The organism is Rhizobium sp. LjRoot258 (assembly GCF_964254185.1).
Taxonomy (GTDB): domain Bacteria; phylum Pseudomonadota; class Alphaproteobacteria; order Rhizobiales; family Rhizobiaceae; genus Rhizobium.
Genome location: NZ_CAXUST020000003.1, coordinates 177,847 through 203,833, shown reverse-complemented (window position 1 = coordinate 203,833; position 25,987 = coordinate 177,847). Strand labels below are relative to the sequence as shown.

Annotated in this window: 27 protein-coding genes; 14 read left to right on the top strand and 13 right to left on the bottom strand. The window is 58.4% G+C overall.

Annotated features, from left to right (window positions below):
- Positions 1–316: 316 nt before the first annotated feature.
- The 3 genes from ACSQ9D_RS29410 to ACSQ9D_RS29400 all read left to right on the top strand — a co-directional run bounded on the left by ACSQ9D_RS29410 (position 317) and on the right by ACSQ9D_RS29400 (position 2,753).
- On the top strand, positions 317–811 hold the full coding sequence (locus tag ACSQ9D_RS29410) for a GNAT family N-acetyltransferase (RefSeq protein WP_436285365.1): 495 nt from the start codon (positions 317–319) through the stop codon (positions 809–811).
- A gap of 302 nt (positions 812–1,113) precedes the next feature.
- Positions 1,114–2,436, top strand: a complete 1,323-nt coding sequence (locus ACSQ9D_RS29405; protein ID WP_436285940.1) for a type II toxin-antitoxin system HipA family toxin — start codon at positions 1,114–1,116, stop codon at positions 2,434–2,436.
- Positions 2,437–2,456: 20 nt separating this feature from the next.
- Positions 2,457–2,753, top strand: coding sequence for a helix-turn-helix transcriptional regulator (locus ACSQ9D_RS29400; protein ID WP_436285364.1), 297 nt, complete (start codon positions 2,457–2,459; stop codon positions 2,751–2,753).
- A 603-nt stretch (positions 2,754–3,356) separates the two neighbouring features.
- Here ACSQ9D_RS29400 and ACSQ9D_RS29395 read toward each other — a convergent pair.
- On the bottom strand, positions 3,357–3,785 hold the full coding sequence (locus ACSQ9D_RS29395; protein WP_436285363.1) for a hypothetical protein: 429 nt from the start codon (positions 3,783–3,785) through the stop codon (positions 3,357–3,359).
- A 315-nt stretch (positions 3,786–4,100) separates the two neighbouring features.
- Between ACSQ9D_RS29395 and ACSQ9D_RS29390 the strand changes: the two genes are divergently transcribed.
- The 4 genes from ACSQ9D_RS29390 to ACSQ9D_RS29375 all read left to right on the top strand — a co-directional run bounded on the left by ACSQ9D_RS29390 (position 4,101) and on the right by ACSQ9D_RS29375 (position 5,747).
- The gene (locus ACSQ9D_RS29390; protein ID WP_436285362.1) at positions 4,101–4,415 is read left to right on the top strand and encodes a hypothetical protein; all 315 of its coding nucleotides are present in this window, start codon (positions 4,101–4,103) and stop codon (positions 4,413–4,415) included.
- On the top strand, positions 4,399–4,872 hold the full coding sequence (locus tag ACSQ9D_RS29385; protein ID WP_436285939.1) for a hypothetical protein: 474 nt from the start codon (positions 4,399–4,401) through the stop codon (positions 4,870–4,872). Before ACSQ9D_RS29390 ends, ACSQ9D_RS29385 begins: the two co-directional genes overlap by 17 nt.
- Before the next feature lie 52 nt (positions 4,873–4,924).
- The gene (locus tag ACSQ9D_RS29380) at positions 4,925–5,077 is read left to right on the top strand and encodes a hypothetical protein (RefSeq protein WP_436285361.1); all 153 of its coding nucleotides are present in this window, start codon (positions 4,925–4,927) and stop codon (positions 5,075–5,077) included.
- Between the two features lie 247 nt (positions 5,078–5,324).
- The gene (locus tag ACSQ9D_RS29375; protein ID WP_436285360.1) at positions 5,325–5,747 is read left to right on the top strand and encodes a VOC family protein; all 423 of its coding nucleotides are present in this window, start codon (positions 5,325–5,327) and stop codon (positions 5,745–5,747) included.
- 207 nt (positions 5,748–5,954) lie between these two features.
- Here ACSQ9D_RS29375 and ACSQ9D_RS29370 read toward each other — a convergent pair whose 3' ends face one another.
- A complete protein-coding gene (locus tag ACSQ9D_RS29370; protein ID WP_436285359.1) occupies positions 5,955–6,932 on the bottom strand; it encodes a 3'-5' exonuclease in 978 nt (325 codons plus the stop codon).
- A 545-nt stretch (positions 6,933–7,477) separates the two neighbouring features.
- On the opposite strand from ACSQ9D_RS29370, the gene ACSQ9D_RS29365 reads away from it, so the two are divergent.
- Both ACSQ9D_RS29365 and ACSQ9D_RS29360 read left to right on the top strand, forming a co-directional pair.
- Entirely contained in the window at positions 7,478–7,753 is a 276-nt protein-coding gene (locus tag ACSQ9D_RS29365; protein WP_047518639.1) for a hypothetical protein, read from the top strand.
- The gene (locus ACSQ9D_RS29360) at positions 7,750–8,085 is read left to right on the top strand and encodes an ATPase inhibitor subunit zeta (protein ID WP_436285358.1); all 336 of its coding nucleotides are present in this window, start codon (positions 7,750–7,752) and stop codon (positions 8,083–8,085) included. The genes ACSQ9D_RS29365 and ACSQ9D_RS29360 overlap by 4 nt, the downstream gene beginning before the upstream one ends.
- Before the next feature lie 560 nt (positions 8,086–8,645).
- On the opposite strand, the gene ACSQ9D_RS29355 is transcribed toward ACSQ9D_RS29360, so the two are convergent.
- Positions 8,646–9,068 carry a Fur family transcriptional regulator gene (locus tag ACSQ9D_RS29355; RefSeq protein WP_436285357.1) on the bottom strand — a complete coding sequence of 141 codons (423 nt, stop codon included), beginning with the start codon at positions 9,066–9,068 and terminating at the stop codon, positions 8,646–8,648.
- Positions 9,069–9,249: 181 nt separating this feature from the next.
- Positions 9,250–9,711 (bottom strand): manganese-binding transcriptional regulator MntR, encoded by a 462-nt coding sequence (mntR, locus tag ACSQ9D_RS29350; protein WP_037120274.1) that lies wholly within the window; start codon positions 9,709–9,711, stop codon positions 9,250–9,252.
- A 160-nt stretch (positions 9,712–9,871) separates the two neighbouring features.
- On the opposite strand from mntR, the gene ACSQ9D_RS29345 reads away from it, so the two are divergent.
- Both ACSQ9D_RS29345 and ACSQ9D_RS29340 read left to right on the top strand, forming a co-directional pair.
- Entirely contained in the window at positions 9,872–11,002 is a 1,131-nt protein-coding gene (locus ACSQ9D_RS29345; protein ID WP_436285356.1) for a multicopper oxidase domain-containing protein, read from the top strand.
- Positions 10,999–12,186: a ZIP family metal transporter gene (locus ACSQ9D_RS29340; protein ID WP_436285355.1), complete on the top strand. Its 1,188-nt coding sequence runs from the start codon at positions 10,999–11,001 to the stop codon at positions 12,184–12,186. The genes ACSQ9D_RS29345 and ACSQ9D_RS29340 overlap by 4 nt, the downstream gene beginning before the upstream one ends.
- A gap of 197 nt (positions 12,187–12,383) precedes the next feature.
- On the opposite strand, the gene ACSQ9D_RS29335 is transcribed toward ACSQ9D_RS29340, so the two are convergent.
- From ACSQ9D_RS29335 to ACSQ9D_RS29320, 4 genes are read right to left on the bottom strand one after another with little or no spacing between them, the layout of a single operon-like run.
- Complete coding sequence (locus ACSQ9D_RS29335) at positions 12,384–13,262, bottom strand: carbohydrate ABC transporter permease (RefSeq protein ID WP_436285354.1); 879 nt, start codon at positions 13,260–13,262, stop codon at positions 12,384–12,386.
- Positions 13,252–14,178 (bottom strand): carbohydrate ABC transporter permease, encoded by a 927-nt coding sequence (locus tag ACSQ9D_RS29330; protein WP_436285353.1) that lies wholly within the window; start codon positions 14,176–14,178, stop codon positions 13,252–13,254. The genes ACSQ9D_RS29335 and ACSQ9D_RS29330 overlap by 11 nt, the downstream gene beginning before the upstream one ends.
- Before the next feature lie 39 nt (positions 14,179–14,217).
- Entirely contained in the window at positions 14,218–15,438 is a 1,221-nt protein-coding gene (locus ACSQ9D_RS29325) for an ABC transporter substrate-binding protein (RefSeq protein ID WP_436285352.1), read from the bottom strand.
- Positions 15,439–15,488: 50 nt separating this feature from the next.
- Entirely contained in the window at positions 15,489–16,805 is a 1,317-nt protein-coding gene (locus ACSQ9D_RS29320) for an alpha-L-fucosidase (RefSeq protein WP_436285938.1), read from the bottom strand.
- Between the two features lie 220 nt (positions 16,806–17,025).
- Between ACSQ9D_RS29320 and ACSQ9D_RS29315 the strand changes: the two genes are divergently transcribed.
- On the top strand, positions 17,026–18,033 hold the full coding sequence (locus ACSQ9D_RS29315) for a LacI family DNA-binding transcriptional regulator (protein ID WP_436285351.1): 1,008 nt from the start codon (positions 17,026–17,028) through the stop codon (positions 18,031–18,033).
- Here ACSQ9D_RS29315 and ACSQ9D_RS29310 read toward each other — a convergent pair.
- The 4 genes from ACSQ9D_RS29310 to ACSQ9D_RS29295 all read right to left on the bottom strand — a co-directional run bounded on the left by ACSQ9D_RS29310 (position 17,984) and on the right by ACSQ9D_RS29295 (position 22,036).
- Positions 17,984–18,223 (bottom strand): hypothetical protein, encoded by a 240-nt coding sequence (locus tag ACSQ9D_RS29310; protein WP_436285350.1) that lies wholly within the window; start codon positions 18,221–18,223, stop codon positions 17,984–17,986. The genes ACSQ9D_RS29315 and ACSQ9D_RS29310 overlap by 50 nt on opposite strands.
- A gap of 150 nt (positions 18,224–18,373) precedes the next feature.
- Positions 18,374–20,008: a chaperonin GroEL gene (gene groL, locus ACSQ9D_RS29305; protein WP_037120293.1), complete on the bottom strand. Its 1,635-nt coding sequence runs from the start codon at positions 20,006–20,008 to the stop codon at positions 18,374–18,376.
- Between the two features lie 57 nt (positions 20,009–20,065).
- On the bottom strand, positions 20,066–20,362 hold the full coding sequence (groES, locus tag ACSQ9D_RS29300) for a co-chaperone GroES (protein WP_037120589.1): 297 nt from the start codon (positions 20,360–20,362) through the stop codon (positions 20,066–20,068).
- A gap of 1,032 nt (positions 20,363–21,394) precedes the next feature.
- Positions 21,395–22,036 (bottom strand): peroxiredoxin-like family protein, encoded by a 642-nt coding sequence (locus ACSQ9D_RS29295; RefSeq protein WP_436285349.1) that lies wholly within the window; start codon positions 22,034–22,036, stop codon positions 21,395–21,397.
- 292 nt (positions 22,037–22,328) lie between these two features.
- Between ACSQ9D_RS29295 and ACSQ9D_RS29290 the strand changes: the two genes are divergently transcribed.
- Positions 22,329–22,958, top strand: coding sequence for a tetratricopeptide repeat protein (locus ACSQ9D_RS29290; protein WP_436285348.1), 630 nt, complete (start codon positions 22,329–22,331; stop codon positions 22,956–22,958).
- A 421-nt stretch (positions 22,959–23,379) separates the two neighbouring features.
- Here the strand turns inward: ACSQ9D_RS29290 and ACSQ9D_RS29285 are convergent, their stop codons facing one another.
- Complete coding sequence (locus tag ACSQ9D_RS29285; protein ID WP_436285347.1) at positions 23,380–24,786, bottom strand: adenylate/guanylate cyclase domain-containing protein; 1,407 nt, start codon at positions 24,784–24,786, stop codon at positions 23,380–23,382.
- 426 nt (positions 24,787–25,212) lie between these two features.
- On the opposite strand from ACSQ9D_RS29285, the gene ACSQ9D_RS29280 reads away from it, so the two are divergent.
- Positions 25,213–25,980 carry an SDR family NAD(P)-dependent oxidoreductase gene (locus tag ACSQ9D_RS29280; RefSeq protein WP_436285937.1) on the top strand — a complete coding sequence of 256 codons (768 nt, stop codon included), beginning with the start codon at positions 25,213–25,215 and terminating at the stop codon, positions 25,978–25,980.
- Positions 25,981–25,987 lie beyond the last annotated feature (7 nt).

The following is a 25,987-nucleotide window of genomic DNA, read 5'->3' as shown; positions in this document are numbered from 1 at the left end:
GATCATCTGCGCCAGAGCCGCTCTGTTCCGCGCGGCGGCCGACCAGAATCGTGAAGTGATATGCAAGTCTGTTTGGCTTGACAACGGCTGAAGTTCCTATGGATCTAACGGTAAGCCCGATATCGATGGTATGGTCCGTCGCGAGCGACAATGACCCAGCCAATCGATGGATATGATCTCAGATAACACACCTAGTTTCGGCTTATAGCTGATCTTCGCGAGCTCGAGGGGAAAGAGCAATGTCTCTGTTTGCCTTGCATCATGTATGAGGAAATCCTGCTGCCGTTTGGCAGTTGCTATAGTGGAGGGGCGGTTCATGGAAATCCAGGCAATCAGTTCTTTGTCTGACTTCGAAGAGACGCAAGCGCTCATCGATGCAATGGGCAAATGGGACGCAGAGGAGTCCAGCAAATTCGGAGTGCCGGATGTCGTATTGTTGGAATACATCTACGGACACACCGCAGAAACTCTGATGGAAAAATTCAGGCAGCGCGGCGCGGGATTCTTCTTGGCCCGCGTAGACAAACATGTTGCAGGGTGCGCTGGTTATTCGAAGTCGGATGATGGTGTTGCCGAATTACAGAACGTTCGCCCCGAGGCGAGAGGCAAAGGCGTCGCGAAGGGCCTGATGACCGCTTGCTTGAATGGAATGCGCGATGACGGATATGGAAATGTGCGATTGGAAACTGTCACGTTTATGAGTGATGCCATAGCTCTGTACGATGCCTTTGGCTTCAAGCGGAGCGGGCATTTCCGAGCGGTTCCCCAAAGCTTGCAGCCCATCACGATTTTCATGGAGAGGAAGCTCTAGGCGAACTTGGTCCGGTCAAGGGTTGCCGCATCGGGCGCGCCAAACCTCATCTGACCTACAATCACCGTCCAGTTGGACAGGCTCACTTCTCACCCACAAGACTAGATTGAAAATACGCTGCGGGGACCGTGGTCCACCCACAAGAACAAACCGAGGCCCTAGATTTCGACGGTGAACGCCGAATCGAAGTTCGCCCCTGCCGGATATCCGGGAAAGTTGATTAAGCGGCCAACATATAACCCATTCTGATGGGTTGATTGTTCCCATCAAATACACTAATTGATCCATTAAAAGGGTCAATTATGCGATTATCGCTTCAAGTCCATTTTAATAGCGAGTGGCATCAAGCCGCGACGCTGGAACTCAAGGACGACGCGGCCGGCTATCAAGGCGCGTCCATCGTCGACTACGATCTTGAATACTTCGTTTCGGTAGGGTCAGCGGAGTATGCAGCGGGGAAGACGGTCCACGACCATCGCGCCTTGTCCATCCGCTATCCCGTGGACCTTGAGAACCGATATAGCCATAGCTGGCCTCCGTTCCTTTTGGACTTGATGCCCCAAGGCCACGCAAGGCGAAAACTTGCCGAACATCTCGGGCTCACGGAGGCCTCCCGCACTTCCGACCTTCCCCTGCTTCTCCGATCGGCAACGGGTGGAATTGGCAACATCCGCATCAAGGAAGCCGCCGAAGCTGAAGCGGAGCGGCTGCGTGGTGTGCAACGCCAAGGCGTGACCGAAGCGGAAATCCTGGAGCGATCGGACCGCTTCATGGAAGTTGCCGATCGCTTTGGAATGCTGGCCTCTGGCTCGAGCGGTCTGCAAGGGGAATGGCCGAAAGTTTCCATGACCCTAGCGAATGATGGGCTCTACTACCCAGACAGCTTCGTCGCAGATGATGAGGCCGTGCGCCATGCTATCGTTAAGCTGGTTCGCAGCACCGAGCCCGTGGACCGCCTCATTCTTGAAGGCGAAGCGCTTTATTCGCGGATCGCTTGTGAAATTGGGCTGAATGTCAGCGAACCCTCGACTCATGCAGGAGGCGTGCTGATTATCCCCCGTTTCGACCGAAAAAGAGGAAGTGGTGGCGACATGGTGCGGCTGGGACAGGAAAGTCTTGTTTCAGCTATCGGCATTGCCGATTTCGGCCATGTCGGTACCCATGAGGCTTATATCGACGTTCTGCGCAGATATTCGGCCGATCCCTTCGCTGATATTGTCGAATATCTGAAGCGCGACATCGCCAACCTGGCACTCGGCAATCCCGACAATCACGGACGGAACTCGGCCCTAAGCAAGCACCCCGATGGGACGATCCGACTTTCGCCGCTATTCGATTTCGCGCCTATGCGGCTCGCAAAGGAGGGTATCGTTCGCTCCACACGCTGGGCGTTAATGCGTGACGCGGGCCGCGACCATCTTCCTGACTGGAAGCGAATCTGCGTCGAACTCATGCCCAGACCGGATGAGCAGAGGGGACTCCTGGCTGCGCTTTCCGCATTTGCTGAACGCCTGCGGCACGCACCGCAAGTGGCGAGAGAGATCGGTGCTTCCCCTGAAATTCTGGAGAGGGCCATGAGTCGTTGCGCCGAAATCGCGAACAGCGTTTCGGCAGCGTGTACGTGATGCGGGATGGTGATTGACCCATGGCCCGCTGGAAGAAGCCCTCCAAAGAGCAAATTCTCGACAACAGACGCAACCTGGCGGAGCTGGCGCGCAATGGCGACTTGCGTTTGCCTGGAGCAGTGGCGCAAATCCGCAAGGGCTTCGGTTTGACGCAAGAGGAGTTTGCCAAGACGCTCTCGCTCACCCGGCGCCAAGTTGCAGAACTCGAAGCCGGTACGGCAAATCCCACACTTGAAACCTTGGACAAGATTGGCCGGCTGTTCGGATTTGTGGTGGGATTTGTGCCAAGAGCCATTCCAGACAAGATCGCGGAATGACAATGCCATGCGGCCACCTCACATTCTCGTCGGTATTTTCGGAGCATCTGAAGGGATCTGACAGCAAACTTCAGTTGTCTGCCGGGAAACCCATCTGCTTAACGTTTGAACTCTGCCGCGTGTTTCAGCATGGGCCGAGAGCACCTAGACGGCGGCGTGCGCCCGACATACGCAAAGATCAAGCGCCGCCTCGCAGACGACATCGCATTCTGCTATTCGCGGTGACATGCGATAATACCCTGCACCAGAAGCGAACCGCTTGCGTGACGGTGTCCAAGCCAGTTTCTTCGAGATCTTCAGCCATTCTAGCACCTTCGGCAAACGTGATGACTTACAACACCGAGGGTTGAAAGTGGTTCCTGCCGACGGTTTTTCGCCGCCATTGATTTCGGGTGGTGCGGCACTTTTCCTTCATCAGTTCCGCTAAGAACTCGAAAGTGCCGATCGTATGCGGGTTGTTCACGTTGGCGGGCGTAGACGTCGGCCAGCGGACGGTACGTGCCGTCTTGCAGGCTTCACCGTGGCTAACTCCATGCGGAAAGAGAGCGCGACCATGCGATCCATCCGCATACTTTCCAGGGCGAGCTATTTCATAGGCCACGCTTAATGACCGGCGCGTTTGCTAAGCGCTGCCAGAATGAGTGGTGCGGCCGCCGTCGCAAACCTTCCAAAGGGGAGCCGTCTCGCCAGCCGTGTGAGCGCGAAGCTTCCCGCCATGGCACCTGCCAGCTTCGCCCACGGGTATTCGCCAAGTTGAGCATGTGCGCTGGCGTCCGCCCATTCGGCCCGTGATCTGATCACGATTTCCGTCTGGCGAGTGATGACGGCCAGGCGAGCCCGAAGATGGTTCATCTCATCCCGCACAGTCTCGATATCGGCCCGCACATCCTCGAATGTGCGCCTGTCCCGGCGGAAGTCTTCTGGAACCGATATCTCTTCGTCAGACGGCGCATCGGTCTCAAGGAGTGCGAGATGCTCCTGTAGCTCTTCGTCGGTGTCGAAGCCGGGCGCTCGTGGCCGGATCGCGCTCATGTCAATGTTTCCTTCCTCTGATAGCCGCCCGGGTCGCCGTCGCCCGACTTGGCGTCATTGTTGGCTTTGCAAGCGTAGTCGGCCGACGGCGATTTGCTGCTATCGACAGCCCTTCTGAAGCGGTCGTCATCGCGGCGGATGTAGTGCTAGCCTCTTCCGGCAACCATAAGTTCGCCTTTGGTCATGCGGTCGCACACTCCGTATTGTGCTGCGCATAACGCACAAGATTCCAAAATGATGCATTATCGGCTTACCGATGACTTTTGCGGAACCCGGGCGCTCGGCCGGAGTTGTGTCCCAATGGAGGGAGTACTCATGCAAGTCATGGACACCAAAGTTACCCACGACGGCAACGCGCTGAAAGTCGACTTCATCGGTGAAGGCGGCGAGGTAGTATCTGTTCGCATGGACGACGAGGATCCGAAACTCGATGTCCAGGCTGCGATCGACCATGCCAAGGTGATGATGGTGCAACTTACGGCCTTCGGCGCCCGTGACAGCGGCGGAAGCGTCAATGAGTACGACGCTCTCAGCGTTGGAAACGTCGAGGACGGGGATACGGTCGAGGGCAGCGATTTTGTTGCTAGATCAAATGAACGCGAAGGAGAAGAAGATGGCCAGCCCGAATGAAACATCGCCTGCGGTTGAATCAATGAAACGCGAGCAGGCACGGCAGCGCCGCAAAGGTAGCAAAGGAGAGTTGGACAAGGGACTGGAAGACACTTTCCCGGCGTCCGACCCGGTTTCCATCACGCGAACATCCATCCCAGCAGGCCGTACCGACCATGAAGAGGCGGAACGTGTGAAGGCGCAGCCCAATGAATCGGAAGAGCCACTGGTGGAGGAAGCGTTGGATTCCCGGCGGGCTCAAGCAAGCGACTTTGGCGGCGCGGAAGTGCGTGCACTTCGCTCCGAAGCAGCACGCATTTCGGAGTCTGCGTCTGCGCTTGCATCGGGGTCGGTCCGGGTAGTGAAGGCGCAGGGAAAATCGTTTTTGGCCGATCTGGAGGAACGGGTGCGAGAAAGCCCGCTCACGGCCGTTGGTATTGTGGCAGCAATCGCGTTTGTCTGGGGTGCCACACGGTAGGAAGCGAAGGGCCAGCAAACACGATGGCCCTCGATCAAACCTGGGAACGTAGATGGGGGCAGATCTTGCTAAAGCGTCCGTTGATGCCGTTATCGAGGCGGGCGGCGATATCGTGGTTGTTGGTCCGGATGCCTATGTGATCGCGCGCACGATCAAGGACACAACGGAGACGGCGATGGCGGCACGGCGCGGCGGAGCGGCATAAAGCTACTATATGGGATAAAGTATTGACATAAAAACGTAATTCTAAAAAAGTTAGGAGCCAATTTCTCGAAGCTTAAATTCCAATTGACACGAACTTGACTTCCAATTGTCATAAGCAATTTTAAGTGATGACAGACCGGACCAAGGGGTCTGGAATCTCCCACGCGGGCAGAGTTGGACGCTTGCGGTTCACTGCGAGAGGCGTAGGCTAACCCGGATATCGAACTGAAGTAGCAAAGGCATACACCATGGCCGCATGCTTCCGATACATCGTCGACGACGTCAGTGCCTCGATCGATTTCTACACAAGACATCTCGGCTTCAAGCTCGAGATGCATCCTGCCCCCTCCTTTGCCGAAATCTCGCGTGACGACATGCATCTCTATCTCAGCCAGCCGAACCCGCGCGGTGGTGGCGGCTCGCCTATGCCGTCAGGAGAGCAGCAGGCGCCGGGCGGCTGGAACCGCATCCATCTCACCGTGGAAAACCTGGACAGAATAGTCGGGCGATTGACGTCGGCGGGCTGTCGTTTCCGCAACGAGGCTATCCAGGGCGCCGGCGGCAAGCAGATCCTGCTAGAAGATCCCTCTGGAAATCTGGTGGAATTGTTCGAGCCCAACACGCCCCTGTATCGCGCCCCGGGGTCGAGTTCGAGGATCGCCATCCAGTAATCGGCGGATCAGGTGCCGACGGGAAGATAGCGAGTGGCGGCGCAAGATCGTCCACATCGATGTGGCACACCGAGAGGTTTCCATCGAGGAACGCGGTCGCGATGCGATTCCACTTTTGGTCGTCTTCATCCTTGTACAATAAGCATGCCCAACTCGTAGGCAGAAATTCGCCCTCCAGCCGTGCGCCATGGGTGCAGCGAATATTTCTCAGGCTTTGAAACGGTCGAATGCCGTCAGGCGCTTGACCGGTGGATCGGCCTCGTCCCAGCGATAGATTTCCGAGCGCAGATAGCCGAGTTCCTCACCAACTGCGTCTTCTGCAAGCTCGATCCACCAGGATTTCGGACGGCCGTCACTGCCATCTGACCAGCGATAACCGCGCGCCTTCAGGTGATCTTTCATATCGAAAGGGCTGTGTTCCGCGAAAATGCGCGCGCGCGATCGCTGGCTTGCTTCGTAGAGCTCGGCAAAGGGCGCTTGTCTCGGTTCTGCTTTGCCCTGTGCGAGAACCTCGAGCAGGGCAAAGCAATCATCAACCGCCCGATGGCCGTCATGGAAATAGCCCGCCTGCCCGATCAGATAACCCAGCTTGGTGCCTTCGAAGCCGCGAGACGCCCAATCGATTTCCGAAACCGAACAAGCCCACGGCTTTCCGGCGAAGACTGGAGAGAGGGCCTCGCAGAACGGCCGGTCGAAGCCCGCATTGTGCGCGATGACGAGATCGGCCGGCTCGACGAGTGCACGGAGTTGGGTCGTGTCGATCACCTGCCCCGCCACCATCTCGTCGGTAATTCCTGTGAGCCGTGTGATCTCTGATGGGATCGAACCTGTCGGCTGCTGCAGGCCGCCATAGACGCCCGTGACGTCGCCGATAATTCCCGCCGCGTCGAAAGTGAAAGCGATGGCGCCTATCTCGATGATTTCGTCGTTGCGATGATTAAGGCCGGTGGTTTCGGTGTCGACGATCACACCATTACAAGGAAACTCCGCGCGGGGAAAAACGGCGACCGGACGGGGAACCAGCCGGCGAAGGATACGATAGTTGCCGCTCTCCTCCAGATGCCGCACCATGTCCTCGTCACTAGGAGGTCCGCCATCGCGCCGCTTCATTTCCGAGCGTAGTCGCACGACATTCGCGTCGTGCTCCGCCGGGGACGGTGCAAACATGTCGAGCTGAAATGCCATCGCGCTTCCGGCGTCTCTCAAGGTCAAGTAAGCGCGCCACAATAGGGAACGGATGGTGCGGTGACAACCGGAGACATCGACCCGCACGCTTGGCTCGTAACGTGCCTCTGACCACATCGCGGGCACGCCAAACATTCGGCATAGAATCTGGACGAAGCAAACTCATATCTTACGTGTCGATAACATATCTATGTAAAAATAAGCGATATCGAGCACAACTATGACAACAGGTTAGTATATATTTCGCATTTCCGAGTATTTTTTATTGTAGTTTCGTCGTGTTTTATCACGCATCCCAAAACTTATTTTTGATTCGCCGGAGATAGAATCTCATTTTTTATTTTTGTTTTTTCATTTAGCCCTGATCACGACTTAATTGAAGCGTACCGTTATTTGATCGTCGTTTGGCCATATAGTCCCTCGCGGTGTCTAAGACACTGGACCGCTATCCTCCCGAATTCCGATGGGCAATGCCCGATGCTGCTGGCCGGATGAAGGCTTTGACCGGGGCAGCGGTTCACCGCCTTCGCCTGGAGCCTGTCGCCATGTCAACACGCATTATGAATACCATCGTTCACTTCTCGGCCCCGTTTGCACTGCCCGACATCGATGACGTGCATCCCGCCGGGGATTACAAGATCCTGCAGGATGAGGAGCCGATCGAGGGACTTTCCCGACCGGCTCGTCGGCGTGTCGCAACATTCATCTGTCTGCCGTCGATTGCCGCCGGCAGCCGAGGCCGGCGGGCAGTCAAGATCGATCCTGGTCTTCTCCGGCATCTGCTGGCGACGACAAATTCCTCTGGGGAGCTTTCGTCATGAGCGCACTCGAAAAACGTGAAAAAGCGATGGAGGAGATGTATTTCTTGGATTCCGAAATGGCGTTCAGAGTGCAATCCCGCCGAGACCGACTTCTGGCTCAATGGGTCATGGCCTTGGTCGGCGCGACCGATATCGAAGCCTATGTCTCAGAGATCATCGATGTTCGGATGACGGCAGCGGGGAACGAGGGCGTTGTAGCCAAGATCCTCGCAGACGTTCGATCAGCGGGCAAGGTGCTGGGCGAGAAGGAGCTTCGAGCCCGTATGGAGACACTGATGGCTGATGCAGCAGAAGCCGTCGCCCGCCGCCCTGATCGATCACTGCAGGCGTAAAGTCTATCGGCGGATATCTTCCGCCATCAGCGTATCCTTGCGGCCGGGTCATGAACATTGGATTCACCGGCTTCCATCGCGCGCATATTGGCTGTGGTAAGATTGCTGGGCAGACACGGGAAGACATTCAGCCTTCCTATTGGGACTTCGAAAAACCAATCCGAAAGGTGGCGCCCGAGGGCCGCATCTCACAGTCTCCTTCCGATGAGAGTGCATGTCCTCGCGAATGTCAGGAATTGTGCGACTCAACGGGAAAGCGCTAGCCACCCTGCGCAACCAGCCATCAATCCGGCGGAAGTTCGATTGCTCTTTTTCATGGTCTGCAGCGACCGGACCGCCTTTCGCACTCTGGATGCCGCCGCCAAATGGGCGAGTTGAACCGCGAGATCGATCGCGATTCCCAAGGCCGCAATCAATCCGACTTCGGACCATGACAGGTCCGTCATGTCGAAGGCATGAGGGAGCACAGCCCCAAAGAATATCACCGCTTTTGGATTACTCAGCGTCAGGCCGGAAGTAGGGATACGTGCCAGCCGCCGACGACAGGGTCGCCGCCACGTTCAAAATTTCTCGTCAAGCGGCACCGCATAAAGTTCTAGTCGTCTTCGAATGATTCGATATCCCATCTGCGCGGCTATTTTTTCTTCAAGTGCATTGAGGCGTGGTTCAGAAAACTCAATGATCTTGCCGGTCGCAATGTCGATGAGATGGTCGTGGGGCGTGGCGACCTCGTATCGCGCTTTTCCCGGTCCGAAATGTTGCTCGGCAACGACGCCTGCAGCGACCAGATGGCCCAAAGTTCTGTAGACGGTCGCCAGGGACACGCGCCTCCCTCGCGCCCGCAGGCGTTCATGCAGCGAATCGACATCCGGGTGATCCGGTCCGGTAATCAACGCTTGGAGGATCTCGCTCAAGTTCGCGGTCACTCGCAGTCCGCCCTGCTGGCATCGGTTCTCGAGTTCGGCTAGCGACAGGTCGTCCATCCTCACACCACGAAGTCCATGAGATACTTTGCGCTGGGGTCCGCAATGATCAACGCGAGCAATACTATCACGTCCACCGCCAAGCCCGTGAAACCAAGGCTCCCATTTTCTCCTGACTTGACGTGGATACTCTGGTCAGATGGACTTGGGGAGAGTCTACGGCAATCATCCGAGGACCTCTTTACAGGTGTCGTTTCGGCGTGAACCGCTTCATGGCCTCCAAAGTTTCAGGACTGACGTGATGCTCGATGCCCTCCGCGTCCATCCGGGCCGTCTCGACACTGACGCCGATAGAGCAGAGAAACGATTCCACGATCTGGTGCCTCTCGCGACTGACGCGGGCCAATTCCTTGCCGGTACCTGTCAGGAAGACCCCCCGGTACGGGCGCTGCTGGATATAGCCTTCCGCACTCAGCCGCTTCAGCATTTTGGCGACCGTCGGCTGCGCGACGCCGAGGCGCTGGGCAATATCCACCTGCCGCGCCTCGCCGCCGTCGGCGATAAGGTCGGCGATGAGTTCGACGTAATCTTCCACGAGTTCGCTGCGGCGGTTGTTCCGTGCCTGCCTGAAGCTCTCCATCTGGGTGTCGGGTGCGACAAGCGAACTCTCGATCTCGATCGCCTGACCATGCTTCTCGTTCAATTCAATTCCGCCTGCTCATAATTATTCTCCAGCACTACAATAACATAGCAAAGGCTATATTTCCAATCTTCATTTGCACGCGGACAGGAATATAGCCCTTGCTATAATCATGCTATCATGCTCTATTTCATTTAAATTGCTAATTGGAGTATCGTCTAAAATGTTGAAGTGGGCACAGACGGCCTTGAGCAGAAGGAGTCTCCTCGGCGGGGGGATCGCAACGCTCGGTGCCACGAGCATCTGCTCCGTCAACACGGCGGCTCAGCAGGCCCATTCTGGCGACCATGGTGCCGCGGCGTCCGCCATGAAGAGCGGCGATATTGCTCCGGCCCACCATTCCGCGCACGGCGCGATGATCACTGTCGGGAATGTCGACAACGAGCGCAACGGCTTCCACCCGACGCAGATGCTGACCGACTGGTATACGGGCTCGTTGAGCGAGCTGCCCGACGGGCGCAAGCTGCGCAGCTTCGAAATCACGGTCGAAGAAAAGGAAATCGAGATCGCACCCGGCGTCATGTTTCCCGCCTGGACCTATAACGGCCGCGTCCCCGGTCCCGCCCTACGGGCGACCGAAGGGGAGCGCCTGAGCATCAAGCTCATCAACAACGGTTCGCATCCTCATTCCCTGCACTTCCACGGCATTCATGCGGCCCGGATGGACGGCGTGCCCGGCGCTGGTGTGATCGCCCCCGGCGAGGAGTTCGTCTACGAATTCGACGCCAAGCCCTTCGGCTGTCACCTCTATCACTGCCACGCCCTGCCGCTTGCCCGCCACATCCACAAGGGCATGTACGGGCTCTTCGTGATCGATCCCGATCCAGCGCGCCACCCCGACCATATCGAGGTCGCCAAGTCGCGGCTCCTCGGCTCGCCCGAAAACGCGCGATGGCAGGAAATGGCGATGGTCATGAACGCCTTCGACACGAACTTCGACGGCGAGAACGAATTCTATGCCTGCAACACGGTCGCCCACTGCTACGCGAAGGAACCGATCAAGGTCGCCAAGGGCCGCCCGGTCCGCATCTACCTTGTCAACCTCGTCGAGTTCGATCCGATCAACTCGTTCCACCTGCACGCCAATTTCTTCGACTACTACGACCAGGGAACGACCCTGACGCCAACCCTGAAGACAGTCGATCTCATCACGCAGTGCCAGGCACAGCGCGGCATTATCGAATTCACCTTCGAGGAACATGAGCCTGGGCTTTACATGTTCCACGCGCACCAATCGGAATTTGCCGAACTTGGCTGGATGGGCATGTTCGACGTTGTGGAGACGCTGTCATGATGCACGAGAGAATCGACACTGCTCCAGCCACCGGCTTGTCCCGCTATCTCTGGCTTTTGTTGCCCGCCGCAGTTCTCGCGGTGGCCATCGTCTGGCTGCTCCAGACAAACCCGCTGCAAGGCTTCAACAACGGCGCACCGCCGGTCGAGAATCTGACGATCGAGCGCACCGTCCTCGATCACGACGGAGTACGATTGCTTGTCCGTGCCGGTGGATCGGACCCGATGATGGTCGCGCAGGTTCAGGTGGACGCAGCCTATTGGGAATTCAAACAGGTGCCGCAAGGCTCGATCGCCCGCGGTGACACGGCCTGGATCAGCCTCCCCTTCCCGTGGGTTCTGGGCGAAACCCACCATGTGACCTTCGTCACCAACACGGGCGCGACCTTCGAGCACGAAATCGCCGTCGCCGTGCCGACGCCGGTTGCCAGCTCCGGCAGTCTCTGGTCACAGGCCATTCTCGGGGCGTTCGTCGGCATCCTGCCAGTTGCCATTGGTCTCATGTGCTATCCGGCCCTTCGTGGCGCGGGCCAGGGAACGATGACGTTCCTCCTTGCTCTGACCGTGGGACTGCTTGCGTTCCTGCTGGTCGACACCTTCATCGAGGCGCTGGAATTCGCCAGCACGTCAGCACCCATTTTCCAGGGTAGCGTTCTGGTCGTTCTCACGGCCGCCGCCAGCTTCCTTGTCCTGATTGCGGTGGGCCGCCGACGCGGCACGCCAACGGGGCTGGCGCTTGCCACTTTTATCGCTCTCGGAATCGGGCTCCACAATTTCGGCGAAGGGCTGGCCATCGGCGCGGCGTTCGCCGCGGGTAGCGCCGGACTGGGCACGTTCCTTGTCCTCGGCTTCACCCTGCACAACATCACCGAGGGTATCGGGATTGCCGCGCCGATCCTCAAGGTGAAGCCCAGCCTGCGGTCGTTTGTCGGCCTGGCTCTGCTTGCAGGCGGCCCGGCCGTTATCGGCATCTGGACCGGAAGCTTGGCCTACGCCCCGCAGTGGACCGCGATCGCACTTGCGATTGGTGCCGGCGCCATCGCCCAGGTCATCGTCGAAGTCTACGGCCTGATCGGGCGTTCGAACGGACAAGGCATCAAGGCAATCCTTACCCCGGCCTCGTTCGCTGGCCTCGCGTCTGGTGCTGCCTTCATGTACGCGACCGCAATGCTCGTCAAAATCTGAAGCGCGAACCATTTACGCGCTTCCTCTCATTGATTGCAGCATGGACAGAATCGGTCCTCCATGGCTTCGCTAGCCGCCTGGGCGACAGGCCGATTAGGCGGAAGCAGTGCTCAAGGCCGAAAACGCCATTTCGACAGTTAATGCAGCGTACCAATTGCCCTCGGCCGCCTGCCGGTTTCGCGTGTTTTCGGCTGGAATTAACGCCCGCCGAAGCCAGAGCTGATGGCGATGCCCCGGTAGATCACCTTCTGCAGCACGATGGCCAGGAGGATGCCCGGCAGCATGGAGATGGCCGCGCCGGCCATGATGTAGTTCCACGCGGTGCCCTGCTGTGTCTGGAACAAGGTGAGCCCGAGCGGCAGCGTAGCTTTGTCCATGCCGTTGGTGACGATCAGCGGCCACAGGAAGCTCTTCCACTGCCCTATGAAGGTGAACAGCGCCAGCAGGCCGATGGCCGGCATTGCAAGCGGAACGATGATCGTGACCAGGATGCGTAGGCGCGAAGCCCCGTCGATCATCGCTGCCTCGTCGAGATCCTTGGGAATGCTGAGAAAGAACTGCCGCAGCAAAAATGTGCCGAAGGAGCCGAACGCCACGGGCAGGATCATGCCATGATAGGTGTTGACCCAGCCGAGCTTACTGACCACCAGGAAAAGCGGGATGACCAGCATTACCTGCGGAATCATCAGCGTGCCGAGATAAGCGAGTAGCAGACCCTCCCGGCCGGGAAACTTCAGCCGGGCGAAAGAGTAGGCGGAAAGGCACGAGACCGCAATCACGATCGCCGTGACGCCGCTAGCGACCACGAAGGAGTTGAACAAGAAGGTTCCAAACGGCAGGGAAACCAATGCTTCGACGAAGTTTCCCCATTGATATTCCTGTGGCAGGATGCGGACCGGTACGGCCAGGACTTCCGCGTTGGAGCGCACCGCGTTCGACACCATCCAGAAGAACGGGAAGAGGAAAAGCAGCGCGATCAGTGAAAGCGCGGCGTAGCTGACGAAGGTGCCAATGCGCCGCAGACGTTTGGTCCGCGACACAGAATCCGGGTGCAAGGGGCCTTTGCTAGTCGCCATAGTGCACCCATTTGCGCTGCATGTGGAACTGCAGGATCGTCAAGGCCATGATCATGATGAACATCACCCAGGCCAGTGCCGAGGCGTAGCCCATTTGGAAGTTGGCGAAGCCCTTCTGGTAGATTGCAAAGCCGAGCGTGGCTGTCGCCGAGCCCGGGCCGCCGCGGGTCATCGCATAGATCTCATCGAATACCTGCAGCGAGGTGATGGCCGTCATCACAGTGGCAAAGAAGATCGTCGGCGAGATCAGCGGCAGGCGGATGCGCCAGAAACGCTGCCAGGCGTTGGCGCCGTCAATCGTCGCGGCCTCGAGATAGTGCTTTGGCACAAGGTCGAGCGCGGCGTTGAACATCACGACATTGTAGCCGACATTGGCCCACAGAGTGACAAGCACGATCGCCTGCATGGCCCAGGTCGTGCTGAGCAGGAAATTCGGCAGGCCGAGGCCAAGCGAACGGATGAGGCTGTCGGCCAGCCCATCAGGGGTGAAGATGAGCAACCATACCACCGACGCTGCGATCGTGGGGGTAAAGGTCGGTAGGAAGAAGATCACCCGGAAGAGCGCCTTGCCGTACCTCAGGCTCGATATCCAGACAGCAAGCGTCAGCGAGACGATGATGTTCAGTGTCAGATACTCGATGGCGAAGAATAGTGTGTTCCGCAATACGGTGTAGAAAGCCGGATCGACGGTGAAGAGGCGGACATAATTCTGAAAGCCGACGAAGGACGGTGTCGAGATCAACTGCCAGCTGGTGAAGCTGAGCGCCAGCGACGCCAAGATCGGCAAGGCCATGAAGGCCATGAAGCCGAGGAAGCTTGGCAGCAGGAACAGTATTGCCGTCTGCGTATCCGGCCTCAGAAAGCGCCGCGACTGACTGGACTGTATGGGAATTTCGGCGACGGCGCTTTCCGACATGTTTTCCTCCGTGCGCGGCAATTCCTGCCGCGGCGAGAGCTATTGTTGTGCGAGGCTCTGGATGGTCTCCATCGTCTGCTTGGCGTCGACACCGCCGGCGAAGGCCGGAGGAAAATACTGGTTGAAGAGGTTTTCCACCGCCGCCCAATTGCTGGTGATCGCGTAGGGTATGGAATGCGCCAACGAGTAGTCGAGGGCCTCGCCGCCATTGGTGATGTCTTTGGCCGCCACCTGGTACCAGGACGATTGCGCAGCGGTGCGCGCCGGCAACGCACGCCCTTTCTCAGCAAGGTACGACAGCGCTTCGGGGCTGGTGAGCACCTGAATCGCTTTCCAGGCCGCATCCTTGTTCTGGCTGGTGGTGGAAATGCCGAAACCGGAGCCCGCGGTTACGGCCGCCAGTTCACCGGCGTCGCGTGGCAGGGTGGTGAGACCGACCTTGAACTTGACCTGGTCCTTCATGCCAATGATGGACCAGGGACCATCGACATACATAGCGATGTTGCCTGAATTGAACCGACCCTGGATGACCGTGCCAGCATCGTTGCCTGACGGCACCAGCGGCGCAATCTTATCCTTGGCAGCGAAGCCGATCAGCCTGTCGGCTGCAGCAATGGCAGCCGGATTGACGAGGTCGAGCTGTCCGGCGTCATCGATGTATTTGTCGCCCCAGGCCGAAGCCATGACCGAATAGTTGACCGGGGCGACGCCGAAGCCGTAATTGCCGTCCTTTGTCAGTTTCTTGGCGGCGTCGGTGAACTCCGCAAGCGACCAGCCCGGCTTCGGCAATGGAATGCCGGCGGCCTCGAATGCGTTCTGGTTATAGTAGATAACCCATGGACCAACGTCGTAAGGCAAGCCGTAAAGCTCCTTGTCGACCGACATGCCACCGATGATCGAGGGAGTGAAAGCGCCAATGTCGAGCTTGTCGGCCTTTATCCTCTCGTTGAGGGGCTCGAGCAGCGAATAGAAGTTCGGCATGCGCAACGACTGCATCGAGACGATGTCGGCCAGCTGGCCCGACGCCGCCAAAACCGGCAGCCTGGTCCAGTAGTCGACCCAGCCCGTCGTCTGCAGCGTCACTTTGATATCCGGGTGCTTGGCGCTCACCATGTCGGCCAAGTGCTGCCAGGTTTTTGTGTCGGCTTCGGAGCCGGTCCACATCTGCCAGGTCAGGTTGACCTGATCTGCCGACGCGGCTGTAGCAAAGAGGCTGCCGCCGATTGCGGCAAGCAACAGCGCTTTCTTCAGAACCTTCATGGGTTTCTCCTCCCTCCATGAATGCAATGGATACGCAGTGGGGCAGAACGCTAAGGCTTCAGGATGATCTCGATCACCGGCACGGTGACGTTCGGCCGCCGTACCGGCAGTTCGAGCGTGATCATGCCTTCCGGCACTGTCACGCCGACATTGGAATCCACCTCCTTGATGTGGCTCAGCCAGCGCACTTCACTGGCGTCGTGCAGGAACTGCGCATAGGTGATCCTGTCGGAGATACCCTCGATGTGGATGTGGCGGTATGGCCAATCGCAGACGTGCAGGTAGAGGCGGTTGCCGCGTTGGGTGTAGCGGCAGCCTGACGGCACCGGATAGTCGGACGGCCCGGCTCCATAGATGGAGCGCCCGTTCACGGCCATCCAGTTCTGGTAAACCTCAAGCGCGCCGATGGCGCGCGCATCGAGCGTACCCCGGCCGGTCGGACCGACATTCATCAGGAGGTTGCCTCCCATGGCGACAGAATCGATGAGCAGCTTGATGATTTGTTCCGGACTCTTCCAGGTGTCCTCGTCGCGATGATAGCCCCAGGAACCGCTGAAGGTATGGCAAGCCTCCCAGCGCACGGGCTGACCAGCGATAGTGGGCGCCACCCGCGGCGTATACTGCTCCGGCGTCACCATGTCGGGCAGGTTGTTGCCGTCAAGCGGCAAATCGAGACGGTTATTGACGATGATGCCTGGCTGCAACTCGCGCACCAACTCAACCAGGCGCTCGCTCTCCCAATCGGCGCGTCCCTTGCCGGGCAGGCCGCGATATTCCCGTCGCGGATAGCTGAAATCAAACCACATGATGTCGATGCGGCCGAAGCCGGTCAAAAGCTCGCGCACCTGTTCGCGCATATAGGCGGCATAGTTGGCCATGTTGCGGCCGGCATTCAGCGCTTTCGCATCAGGGTGGTTGCGCAGCGGATGATGGACGTCGATCGGGAAGTCCGGGTGATGCCAGTCGATCAGCGAATAATAGAAGCCGATTTTGAGTCCCTCGGCGCGGAACGCGTCGACCAGTGGGGTTAGCAGATCCTTGCCACAAGGCGTGTTCGTCGCCTTGTAATCCGTCACCTTGCTGTCCCACAGGCAGAAACCCTCATGATGCTTGGTCGTCACCACGACATATTTCATGCCGGCGAGGCGGGCCCGGCGAGCCCATTCCTTGGGCTCGTAGAGATCGGGATCGAAATTATCGAAATAGCGCTGGTATCGCTCGTCGGTTAGTTCCTCGCGGTTTTTCAACCACTCGTGCCGGGCTCCCAGCGAGTAGAGGCCCCAATGGATGAACAGGCCCAGACGGTCGCGACTGAACCATGCATGCTTGTCCCCTTCCCCGGTTGCCGGATTCCCCGACTGATGCATTGCAATCGCCACAGGCCTCTCCTCCTCGTTTCCAGTTCAAGTGCTCCCATCGAACCGGTTCGGCATTTTGATCATCTTCCTTGATCTCCTGGCTGTCAAGCAGGAATCAGGAATCACGAAATCTGAAAAATTCCGTTGAAACGTAGGAAAAGCAGGCACAAGCGTGTTGCACAGGCAAAAAGAATCTGAGACAAGAAAGCTTAGAACCGGTTCGATGATAATGGCCACCATCCGAGATGTAGCGCGCCTTGCGGGAGTTTCGATCTCGACCGTCTCGCTCGCGCTCAACAGCCCGCAGCGGGTCGGCGCCGAGACGCTCGACCGCATTCAGCAGGCGGTAAAGTCGACCGGTTACCGCATCGACCCGGTAGCACAGACCTTGGCACGCGGACGCAGCTCGCTGATCGGCTTTGTCTCAGCCAATCTGGGAAATATGTTCTTTGGCGACATCCGCCGCGAGATAGAACACCAGGCGCTGGACAACGGCTATTTCGTGCTGATCGCCGACTCCTCCGGCAAGGCAGACCTCGAACGGGCGTTGCTGGAGCGGCTGGAAGCGCAGAAGGTGGCCGGCATCGTGCTGGCGACAAACGGGCGCGGCGAGGATTACGCCGCATTCCTGCGCGACTTCAAGACCCCGATCGTAATGTTCGACCAAAGGGTGGAAGGCGCCGAGCGCGATTTCGTCGGCTCCGACAACCCGCTAACCACCACCATCTTGACGGAACACCTGCTGCAGCTCGGTCATAGACGCATCGCCTTCATCTCCGGCCCGGCCGGACTGTACACCGCCGACGAGCGCTTGACGGGTTATATGGACGCGATGGCCGGTGCTGGCGTGGAAGTCGACCTTTCGCTGGTGGTCGAAGGCGGCTACACGCGGGCCGGCGGCTATACGCAAGCGATGCGTCTGCTGGCCCGCCGTGATCGACCGACCGCCATCATCGGCGCCAACAACATGATGGGCCTTGCGGCCCTGCAGGTGATGCAGGAAATGGGCTTCCGCTGCCCAGACGACGTGTCGCTGGCAATGGTCGACGACGTGCCTTGGAGCAGCGTGATTACGCCCCGCATCACGATGGTGGTACAGGACGCCCAAAAGCTCGGCGAACTGACAGCACAGCGCCTGCTGGCAAGAATCCAAAGCCCTGAGGGCGCCGCCGCGCGCCCGCAAGACATCATTCTGACGCCGAGATTCGTCCGCGGAGAATCAACCAAGCGACTCTAAGCGTTTTCAAGGACGTGATTGGGGAAGACACCCACCTGGCAGGTCTCAAGTCGCAAAGCGTCCCGGAATGTTGCCGGGCCACCCCAACCAAGCGCTTGCCCCTCTTCAGGAACCTGGTCTCGCCCACCACGAAAACGCCGTCCGCGTCACCGAGCGCCTCTACCGCATAGGCCTGGACGACATCGCGCAAGGCGTCGGCATCCCAATGGCTGAGCCCAATAGCGACTGCATCCTATAACTGCGCTCCAGCCCAGCCTGCTCGGCAATCAGCCAGCCGGTCTTGCGTTCTGCCCCCCACAGCAAGGCGTCGAGGAAGGCGGCATCCGATGATGAAATTTGCTTACATCATGCCGCCCATACCGCCCATGTCAGGCATGCCGCCGCCGGCGGATTCCTTCTTCGGCAGTTCGGCGATCATGGCTTCGGTCGTGACGAGGAGGCCGGCAACCGAGGCAGCGTTCTGCAGAGCCGTGCGAACAACCTTGACCGGATCGACGATGCCCATGGCGATCATGTCGCCATATTCGCCGGTCTGGGCGTTGTAGCCGAAGTTGTCCTGGTTCTGCTCGAGGATCTTGCCAACCACGATGGAGGCTTCGTCACCAGCATTCTCGGCGATCTGGCGAACCAGCGACTGCAGAGCGCGACGAACGATGTTGATGCCGGCGTCCTGGTCGTCGTTCTCACCCTTGACGGTGATCTTGGACGACGAGCGCAGCAATGCAACGCCGCCGCCGGGGACGATACCTTCCTCAACGGCCGCGCGCGTCGCGTTAAGGGCATCGTCAATGCGGTCCTTCCTTTCCTTGACTTCGACTTCCGTGGAGCCGCCGACGCGAATGACGGCAACGCCGCCAGCGAGCTTAGCAAGACGTTCCTGCAGCTTCTCGCGGTCGTAGTCGGAGGTGGTCTCTTCGATCTGAGCCTTGATCTGGGCAACACGACCTTCGATGTCGGACTTGGCGCCAGCGCCGTCGACGATGGTCGTGTTTTCCTTGGAGATCGAAACCTTCCTGGCACGGCCGAGCATGTCGAGGGTAACCGACTCGAGTTTGATGCCGAGGTCCTCGGAGATAACCGTACCACCGGTCAGGATCGCGATGTCTTCGAGCATGGCCTTGCGGCGATCGCCGAAGCCAGGAGCCTTGACGGCAGCAATCTTTAGGCCGCCGCGCAGCTTGTTGACGACGAGCGTCGCAAGCGCTTCGCCTTCGACATCTTCAGCGATGATGAGGAGCGGATTGCCGCTCTGAACGACAGCTTCGAGAACCGGAAGCATCGCCTGGAGGTTCGACAGCTTCTTCTCGTGAAGCAGCACGTAAGCATCCTCCAGCTCGGCCACCATCTTCTCGGCGTTTGTCACGAAGTAGGGGCTGAGGTAGCCCCGGTCGAACTGCATGCCTTCGACGACTTCGAGCTCTGTCTCAGCGGTCTTGGCTTCTTCGACGGTGATAACGCCTTCGTTGCCGACCTTCTGCATGGCGTCGGCGATATAGGCGCCAATTTCCTTCTCGCCGTTGGCGGAGATCGTGCCGACCTGGGCAATCTCTTCCGACGTGTTGATCTTCTTGGCCTTGGCCTGGAGATCCTTGACGACTTCGCCAACAGCGAGGTCGATACCGCGCTTCAGGTCCATCGGGTTCATGCCGGCAGCAACGGCCTTGCCACCTTCGCGAACGATCGACTGGGCGAGAACCGTTGCAGTCGTGGTGCCGTCACCGGCGATGTCGTGGGTCTTCGAAGCAACTTCGCGGACCATCTGGGCACCCATGTTTTCGAACTTGTCTTCCAGTTCGATTTCCTTGGCGACGGAAACGCCGTCCTTGGTGATGCGCGGAGCGCCGAAGGACCTGTCGAGGATGACGTTGCGGCCCTTCGGGCCGAGCGTTACCTTCACTGCGTCAGCGAGAATGTCGACGCCCTTAAGCATCTTTTCGCGTGCGGTGCGGCCAAACTTGATTTCTTTAGGTGCCATTTTGAGAACTCCTGAATAAGGTTGTCAGCGACATCGGATAATGAGCAAACGGCTGGATCAGCCGATGATGCCCATGATGTCGGCTTCCTTCATGATCAGAAGGTCTTCGCCGTTGATCTTGACTTCAGTGCCGGACCACTTGCCGAACAGAACGCGGTCACCAGCCTTGACGTCGAGAGCGACGACCTTGCCGGACTCGTCACGAGCGCCGGATCCGACGGCCACGATTTCGCCTTCCTGCGGCTTCTCCTTAGCGGTGTCGGGAATGATGATGCCGCCCTTGGTCTTTCCTTCGGACTCAACGCGTCGGACGACGACGCGATCGTGAAGGGGGCGGAAATTGGTGCTTGCCATTTGTCTAATCCCTTTGCTGATCCGCCTGTCGAACGACTGGCGCGGCATTTGCCGATGAAGCGTTCGATAAGGTCGGTTTTCCTGGCGCGCATCACCTGGCTCCTGGCCTTAGATTTCGAGCAATCCCTTGAATGCCCAGAGGCATGACGCCCTCCCTCGGTTCGGAGCTGGGGTATGACGGCCCCAACCGGCAGCGCCCCGAAAATGACCGCTGAAGATAGGACGATGTGCCTAATATGCCTGAGTGGCAATGAATTAATTTAAGGCAACGCCGACGCACTCGCCTACAGGAACCTGCCGCGCGGGGTCGGGATCGCTGGCCGATCCTGCTATCCCGGACCCGGGAAGTGCAAACCCCGATAAATCAACCACTCAGAAACTCGCTGGACCCCTGATCTTCTTACGAAATCACTATGCTTTGGAGTGTCCAGCCTGTTTATGGCGGCTTTTGCGCCACTAACGGTCGTTGCTTCGGCTCCCACAACGGAACCCTACGACACGACCAATGACCACTCCCATCGAGACAATGGCGATTGCCGCGAACACGTTTGTCCACTTGGCAGATGCTATAAGAATTATCCAGCAAGTGAGCGCGAATGGGATGATGGCACTAGAGACGGCCATAGTGATAAGCAATAGCGGCGAAGGCCCACAAACACCGATAAAAGGATGGCCACGCAGTGGGCAAGAGGAGTTCCCATCGTCAAAATAAGCCTCAATCGGCGGCTGTCGTACATTTCTAGAAACCTCCAAAATACGCATGGGAGGCTGCATCCGTTGCGGGTTGCAAATTGGTAAAGCACAACAATGAGGCGCAGGTTCACGGCGGGATGCTGAGGGCTTGATATTCAGCTTGGGAAGCTCGGTCTTTGCCAGATATTGCAATGACTTAGCTGTAAAACAGTGACCTTTCTGTCAGAAATTATCCAATAAGATCAGTGGGGTGTAAAACCCTGGACCGTTTTCACCCATCCCCCAGTTCTGTTAGGGCGGCTTACAGCATGAATGGTCCGCTTTCGGCCTTTTTCGTTGCTAATGTGCGACTTGGGAAGCTACCGACATCAATTCCTCGGAATTCGGTGCCTTGAATGTTTGGAGCCCAGCCTCCAGAACTTCAGTGAAGCTCCAGCGTACGATGCCCTCCCGGTCGATTAGGAACTGACCGACAAGCTGCCCCTGGTCGGCAGTCATCATCTGCTGATCGGCTTCCGTAATCTGATATCCTTCCTTCTTGTTGAGAAATTCGTCCATTGCCATCACGCCCATAGGCTCGGGCAACTCGCCCGGAAGATCGATCCGTATCGCCATGACCGTGTCGATCCCGACCTCGCGTAAGCCGAAGGCTTGGTGTGAAGCCCGTACCGGGTCGGAAGCAGCAAGAAGATCGGGTATCGGATGGTAACGGAAATAGAGCCGCGCGCGTTCGACCGGGGTGTTTACCACCGCCAGGGATTGGACGCCTTTCTCACGCAGCATCGGGTTGAGATGTGCCATGGCGGCGACATGGCGCCGGCAGAACGGACAATGCAGGCCTCGAAACAAACCGATCAACAATGGGCTGCGGCCACGAAAATCATCAAGTGCGATCTTCCCCTCGCGCGAGATCGCATCAAACACAACGTTCGGGGCCCGGTCGCCCGGTTGTAGCGGATGGTCGACATAGCGCGTGGACATGGACAACCTCCTCGCTCAGGGATCAGTCGAGAAAAGGCGCCACGGCAAGTGCTTCGAGGTCGAGGTTGAGCGTTGCAAGGCCTGACCTCTCGTCTTACCGCACAGCCAGGATCCGATCTGAGAATGGCCTCATATTGGCCCGCGGGCAAGCGGTAAACAGCGAATCGTGATCCATGCCATGGGACGACACGGCGGCGAGACCGAATGGACTTCCAGACACGCGTCTTTCCCCTGTTTAACGTCTTGAAACTTGTGCGACCCGCTTCTTCATGACTTTTCCTTTCGTGATCTGATGGACGAAATCATCGAGCGTGTTGCAGCAACTGTGTCTGGACGGATCGAGCAGTCGGAACTTGCGGCAGCACGGCTGAAGCGCCCGGAGAATATGACGGCCCATGAGTATTATCTACGCGGACTGGACCATCACCGCCTGACTGGCGTGTCAGATATTCACATACACGAAGCCATGGCCTGGTTCGAGCGGTCAATGACTGCTGACCCCGGTTTCGGCCGTCCCTTCGCCATGCATGTCTGCTCGTGGAGCAATTTGCCAAGCTTTGACCTCCATAGGGCCGAACAGCAGGTTGCACACGCGCTCGCCCTCGACCCGACCGACCCGGAAGCCCATCGCATCATGGCCGCGATCAAGATGAAATCAGGCGACTTCGTTTCGGCACGTTACCACCACAGCGTGCTCAGGAACTCGCTCCGAACGACGCCTATATTCTCGGCCGCAGCGCGGCGTTCTATGTCTATGCCGGTGAGCCTGAGCGCGCTCTCGAAATGCTTGATCGTGCCGAGACTCTCTGGACCGTTTCGAAGACATGATGCGCGTGGCCCTGACACTGCCTTTCCAGACCAGACGCACGTTGCTCTACCAGATTGCTGCAAGCATGGCCTGCGGCGATCGGGGAAGGGCTGAACTTTTGGTTCGGCAAGCACTTTCCCTCGATCCGAGTCTGTCGGCAGTCTACATCCGGACGCAGGAGACCTATGCGGACGGATCCGTCGCCGAAACTCTGATCGGACGGAATTGCGATGCCGGCTTGCCGTCAATGCCGCGGAAGCCCGCAGCCCGGAAGAAATCGCTCCTGCTTAGACGATGATCGCCCGAGCACTCCATGGCGGTTTCTTCATTCCGACTTGCTTAAAGTGCGATGTTCACAACACGCCCACGGGCGTCGAGAAGGACAGCGGCTGGTCCCTGTTTGCCAGGTCATGTGGGACCTCGGGAAATGGTTGAAGGAACGACAATGAACGCTCGCCTGACGGCGTGACGTCTCCCTTGGCGGCCGTTAGCGGAAACTGCCCAAGTTCGCATGACGTCGAAGAGCAGACGAAGCTCATGACAGGGCGAAAATTCTTACCTCCCGCCCGATGCCCTGAAGTTCCTCCATCCGGGAGACCGATGTGATGCCGCTGTCTCGTAGGATCTCTGAAACTTGGGCATCCCCGACAATCGCCTCCGTCGTCAGGATCACATTGGGATCAGCAAGGCCCTGTACGCGGGAGGCGATGTTGACAGTCTGTCCGAAGTAGTCCTGCCGGTCGTTCAGGTTGACTGCGAGGCATGGTCCCTCATGGATGCCGATCTTCAGGAGAAGATCGTCGTTGCCGTGTTCGGCATTTAACCGAAGCATCGCCTCCCGCATCCGCAGCGCGGCCGCCACCGCGCGGTCCGGGCTCGGGAAGGTCGCCATCACGGCGTCGCCTATGGTCTTGACCACCGCTCCGGCCTCTGTGGCGACGATCTCGTGAAGAACCCTGAAATGCGCTCGCACCAGATCGAAAGCGGCAAGATCTCCAACGCGCTCGTAGAGAGCGGTCGAGCCCCTCAAGTCAGTGAAGAGGAAAGTCAGGCTTGTGATCTTGAGACGCTGGTCGACGTCAAGTGTGTCGGTCCGATAGATGTCCCGGAAGCTCTGGTTTGTCAGTAGACGCTTGGCTGTCAGAAAAGCTCTCCTTCGGCCCAGTAGGTCGTGCAGGTCGTCTCCTGCCACGCAGACGTTCGGTACCACTCTGTGATCGGTGTGGTTCTCGAGGGTGAGCCGCAGTAAGCCAGGACGGAGGGTAAGCGTCTCGTTCAGCGCATGCGCCTGACTGATGACCATTGAGAGGGTTTGACGTTCGTCGGTAGGCTCACCCTTTACGTCGATGAACTGCGCCGAGTGCGTCACCGCATCGAAGATGATGACGAATTGCGCCGGCAGTTGTAGCGAGACGAAAGCCTTCTCGCCTGGAGCCAACTCGATCAACTCCAATACGATGCGTGCGAACCTCGCTTCGAAGTCGTCTGGCAGGTCGACTCCGGAGCTGAAGAAGATTTGGCGATAGTACTCAAGCGGAGGTAACCGATCGGGCTCGTGGGCAGCAATCCTGCGCACTCTCGGACTGACCGTGAACGTTACCTCTACCATCTCGTCGAGGGTTGGTTCGTATCCGGCCGCGCAGAGCGCGCAATGGTACGTTTCTTGGACGACTCCTTTCAAGGTCGCGCCGGTGTCGAGGACACCGCCGCATCCTGGGCAAAGGACATTCCAGGTCATCTCGAACGCGCCAATGCGGGCTGCATGTAGAAGCGCTGCGATCGTTTTTTCCTCATCGAGATGATGCGCATCGGCGAAGGCGAGCGGATTGATGCGGTTGAGTTCGCGATCCGAGCCACGCATGACTACATTCTCGATGCAATCGACCGTCTGCGGGTCAGCCGCCTGTCGCAGGGTAGCAAAAAGCACGTCCACTTCGCTCATTAGACAAGTCTCCGTGCGCATAACCCCACGGCGGATGACGCCAGTAGCGGGATCATAACACGCGAACGTCCTAATAGGAATCTTGACGCCTGGATGCTGCTCGCTTCCCGATCTACTTGGAATGTACTAGCCTCCCGGCGTAAGAGGTCGCGCATCAGTATTGCTAGACCCGGCACGTTCAGCCGGTAAATCTTTGCGCCGTCCAGCGCCTTGCCGTCCTTGTCGCGGATCGAAATAGAGTGAGATGGCACGATTGGCTTCGATTTCGCTGTCCGGATCATGGCCCGGCGTTGGGCTTGAAAAGGATCCGCACGAATACAAACAATTCGACTTCAGGCCGTGCGGGCTGTGATCACACATGAAGGGGTGGTCGGGCTCGCACCTTTACCTATCTCCGCTGGAGATGGAAATTTGAGAGGTATCGACGTGAGCCGCGTCTTCATTACAGGATCGACCGACGGACTGGGGCTGGCTGCGGCCCGCACCTTGATGGACGAAGGCCATGAGGTCGTGTTGCATGCGCGCTCCAACGACAGGGCCTCGGCCGTCACCAGTCTTAGAACCAGAGCCTTGGCAGTGGTCATCGGCGATCTCAGCAGCGATGCCGAGACGCGTTCCATCGCTGAACAAGTCAATGAGGTCGGACGGATGGACGCCGTCATTCACAATGCCGGCATCTACTCCGAGAGAAGCCGTGGGAACACGCCCGAAGGTCATCCGAAGATCCTGGCTGTCAATACGGTGGCACCATACCTGCTCACAGCCTTGATCGACCGACCTGACCGTCTGGTCTACCTTACCAGCGGCATGCACCAGAGTGGTGGTAGCTCCATCGACGACATCGACTGGAAAAGCCGCGCTTGGAATACAAGCCAGGCCTATTCCGAAAGCAAGCTTCACGTGGCCACCATTGCAGCGGCCGTTGCTCGGCACTGGCCGGACGTCCTCAGCAATGCAGTGGATCCCGGCTGGGTGCCGACCAAGATGGGCGGTGCCGGAGCGCCCGATGATCTTCAAATGGGTCATCAAACCCAGACCTGGCTGGCGACGAGCGACCAAGAAGACGCAAAGATCAACGGTGCCTATTGGCATCACCGTCAGCAGCGTCGACCCGCTGCGGAAGTTACAGACCCGGATTATCAGGACAGGCTAATGGATAGGCTGGCACATCTGACGGGCGTCAGGCTGTTTTGAGCGTTCG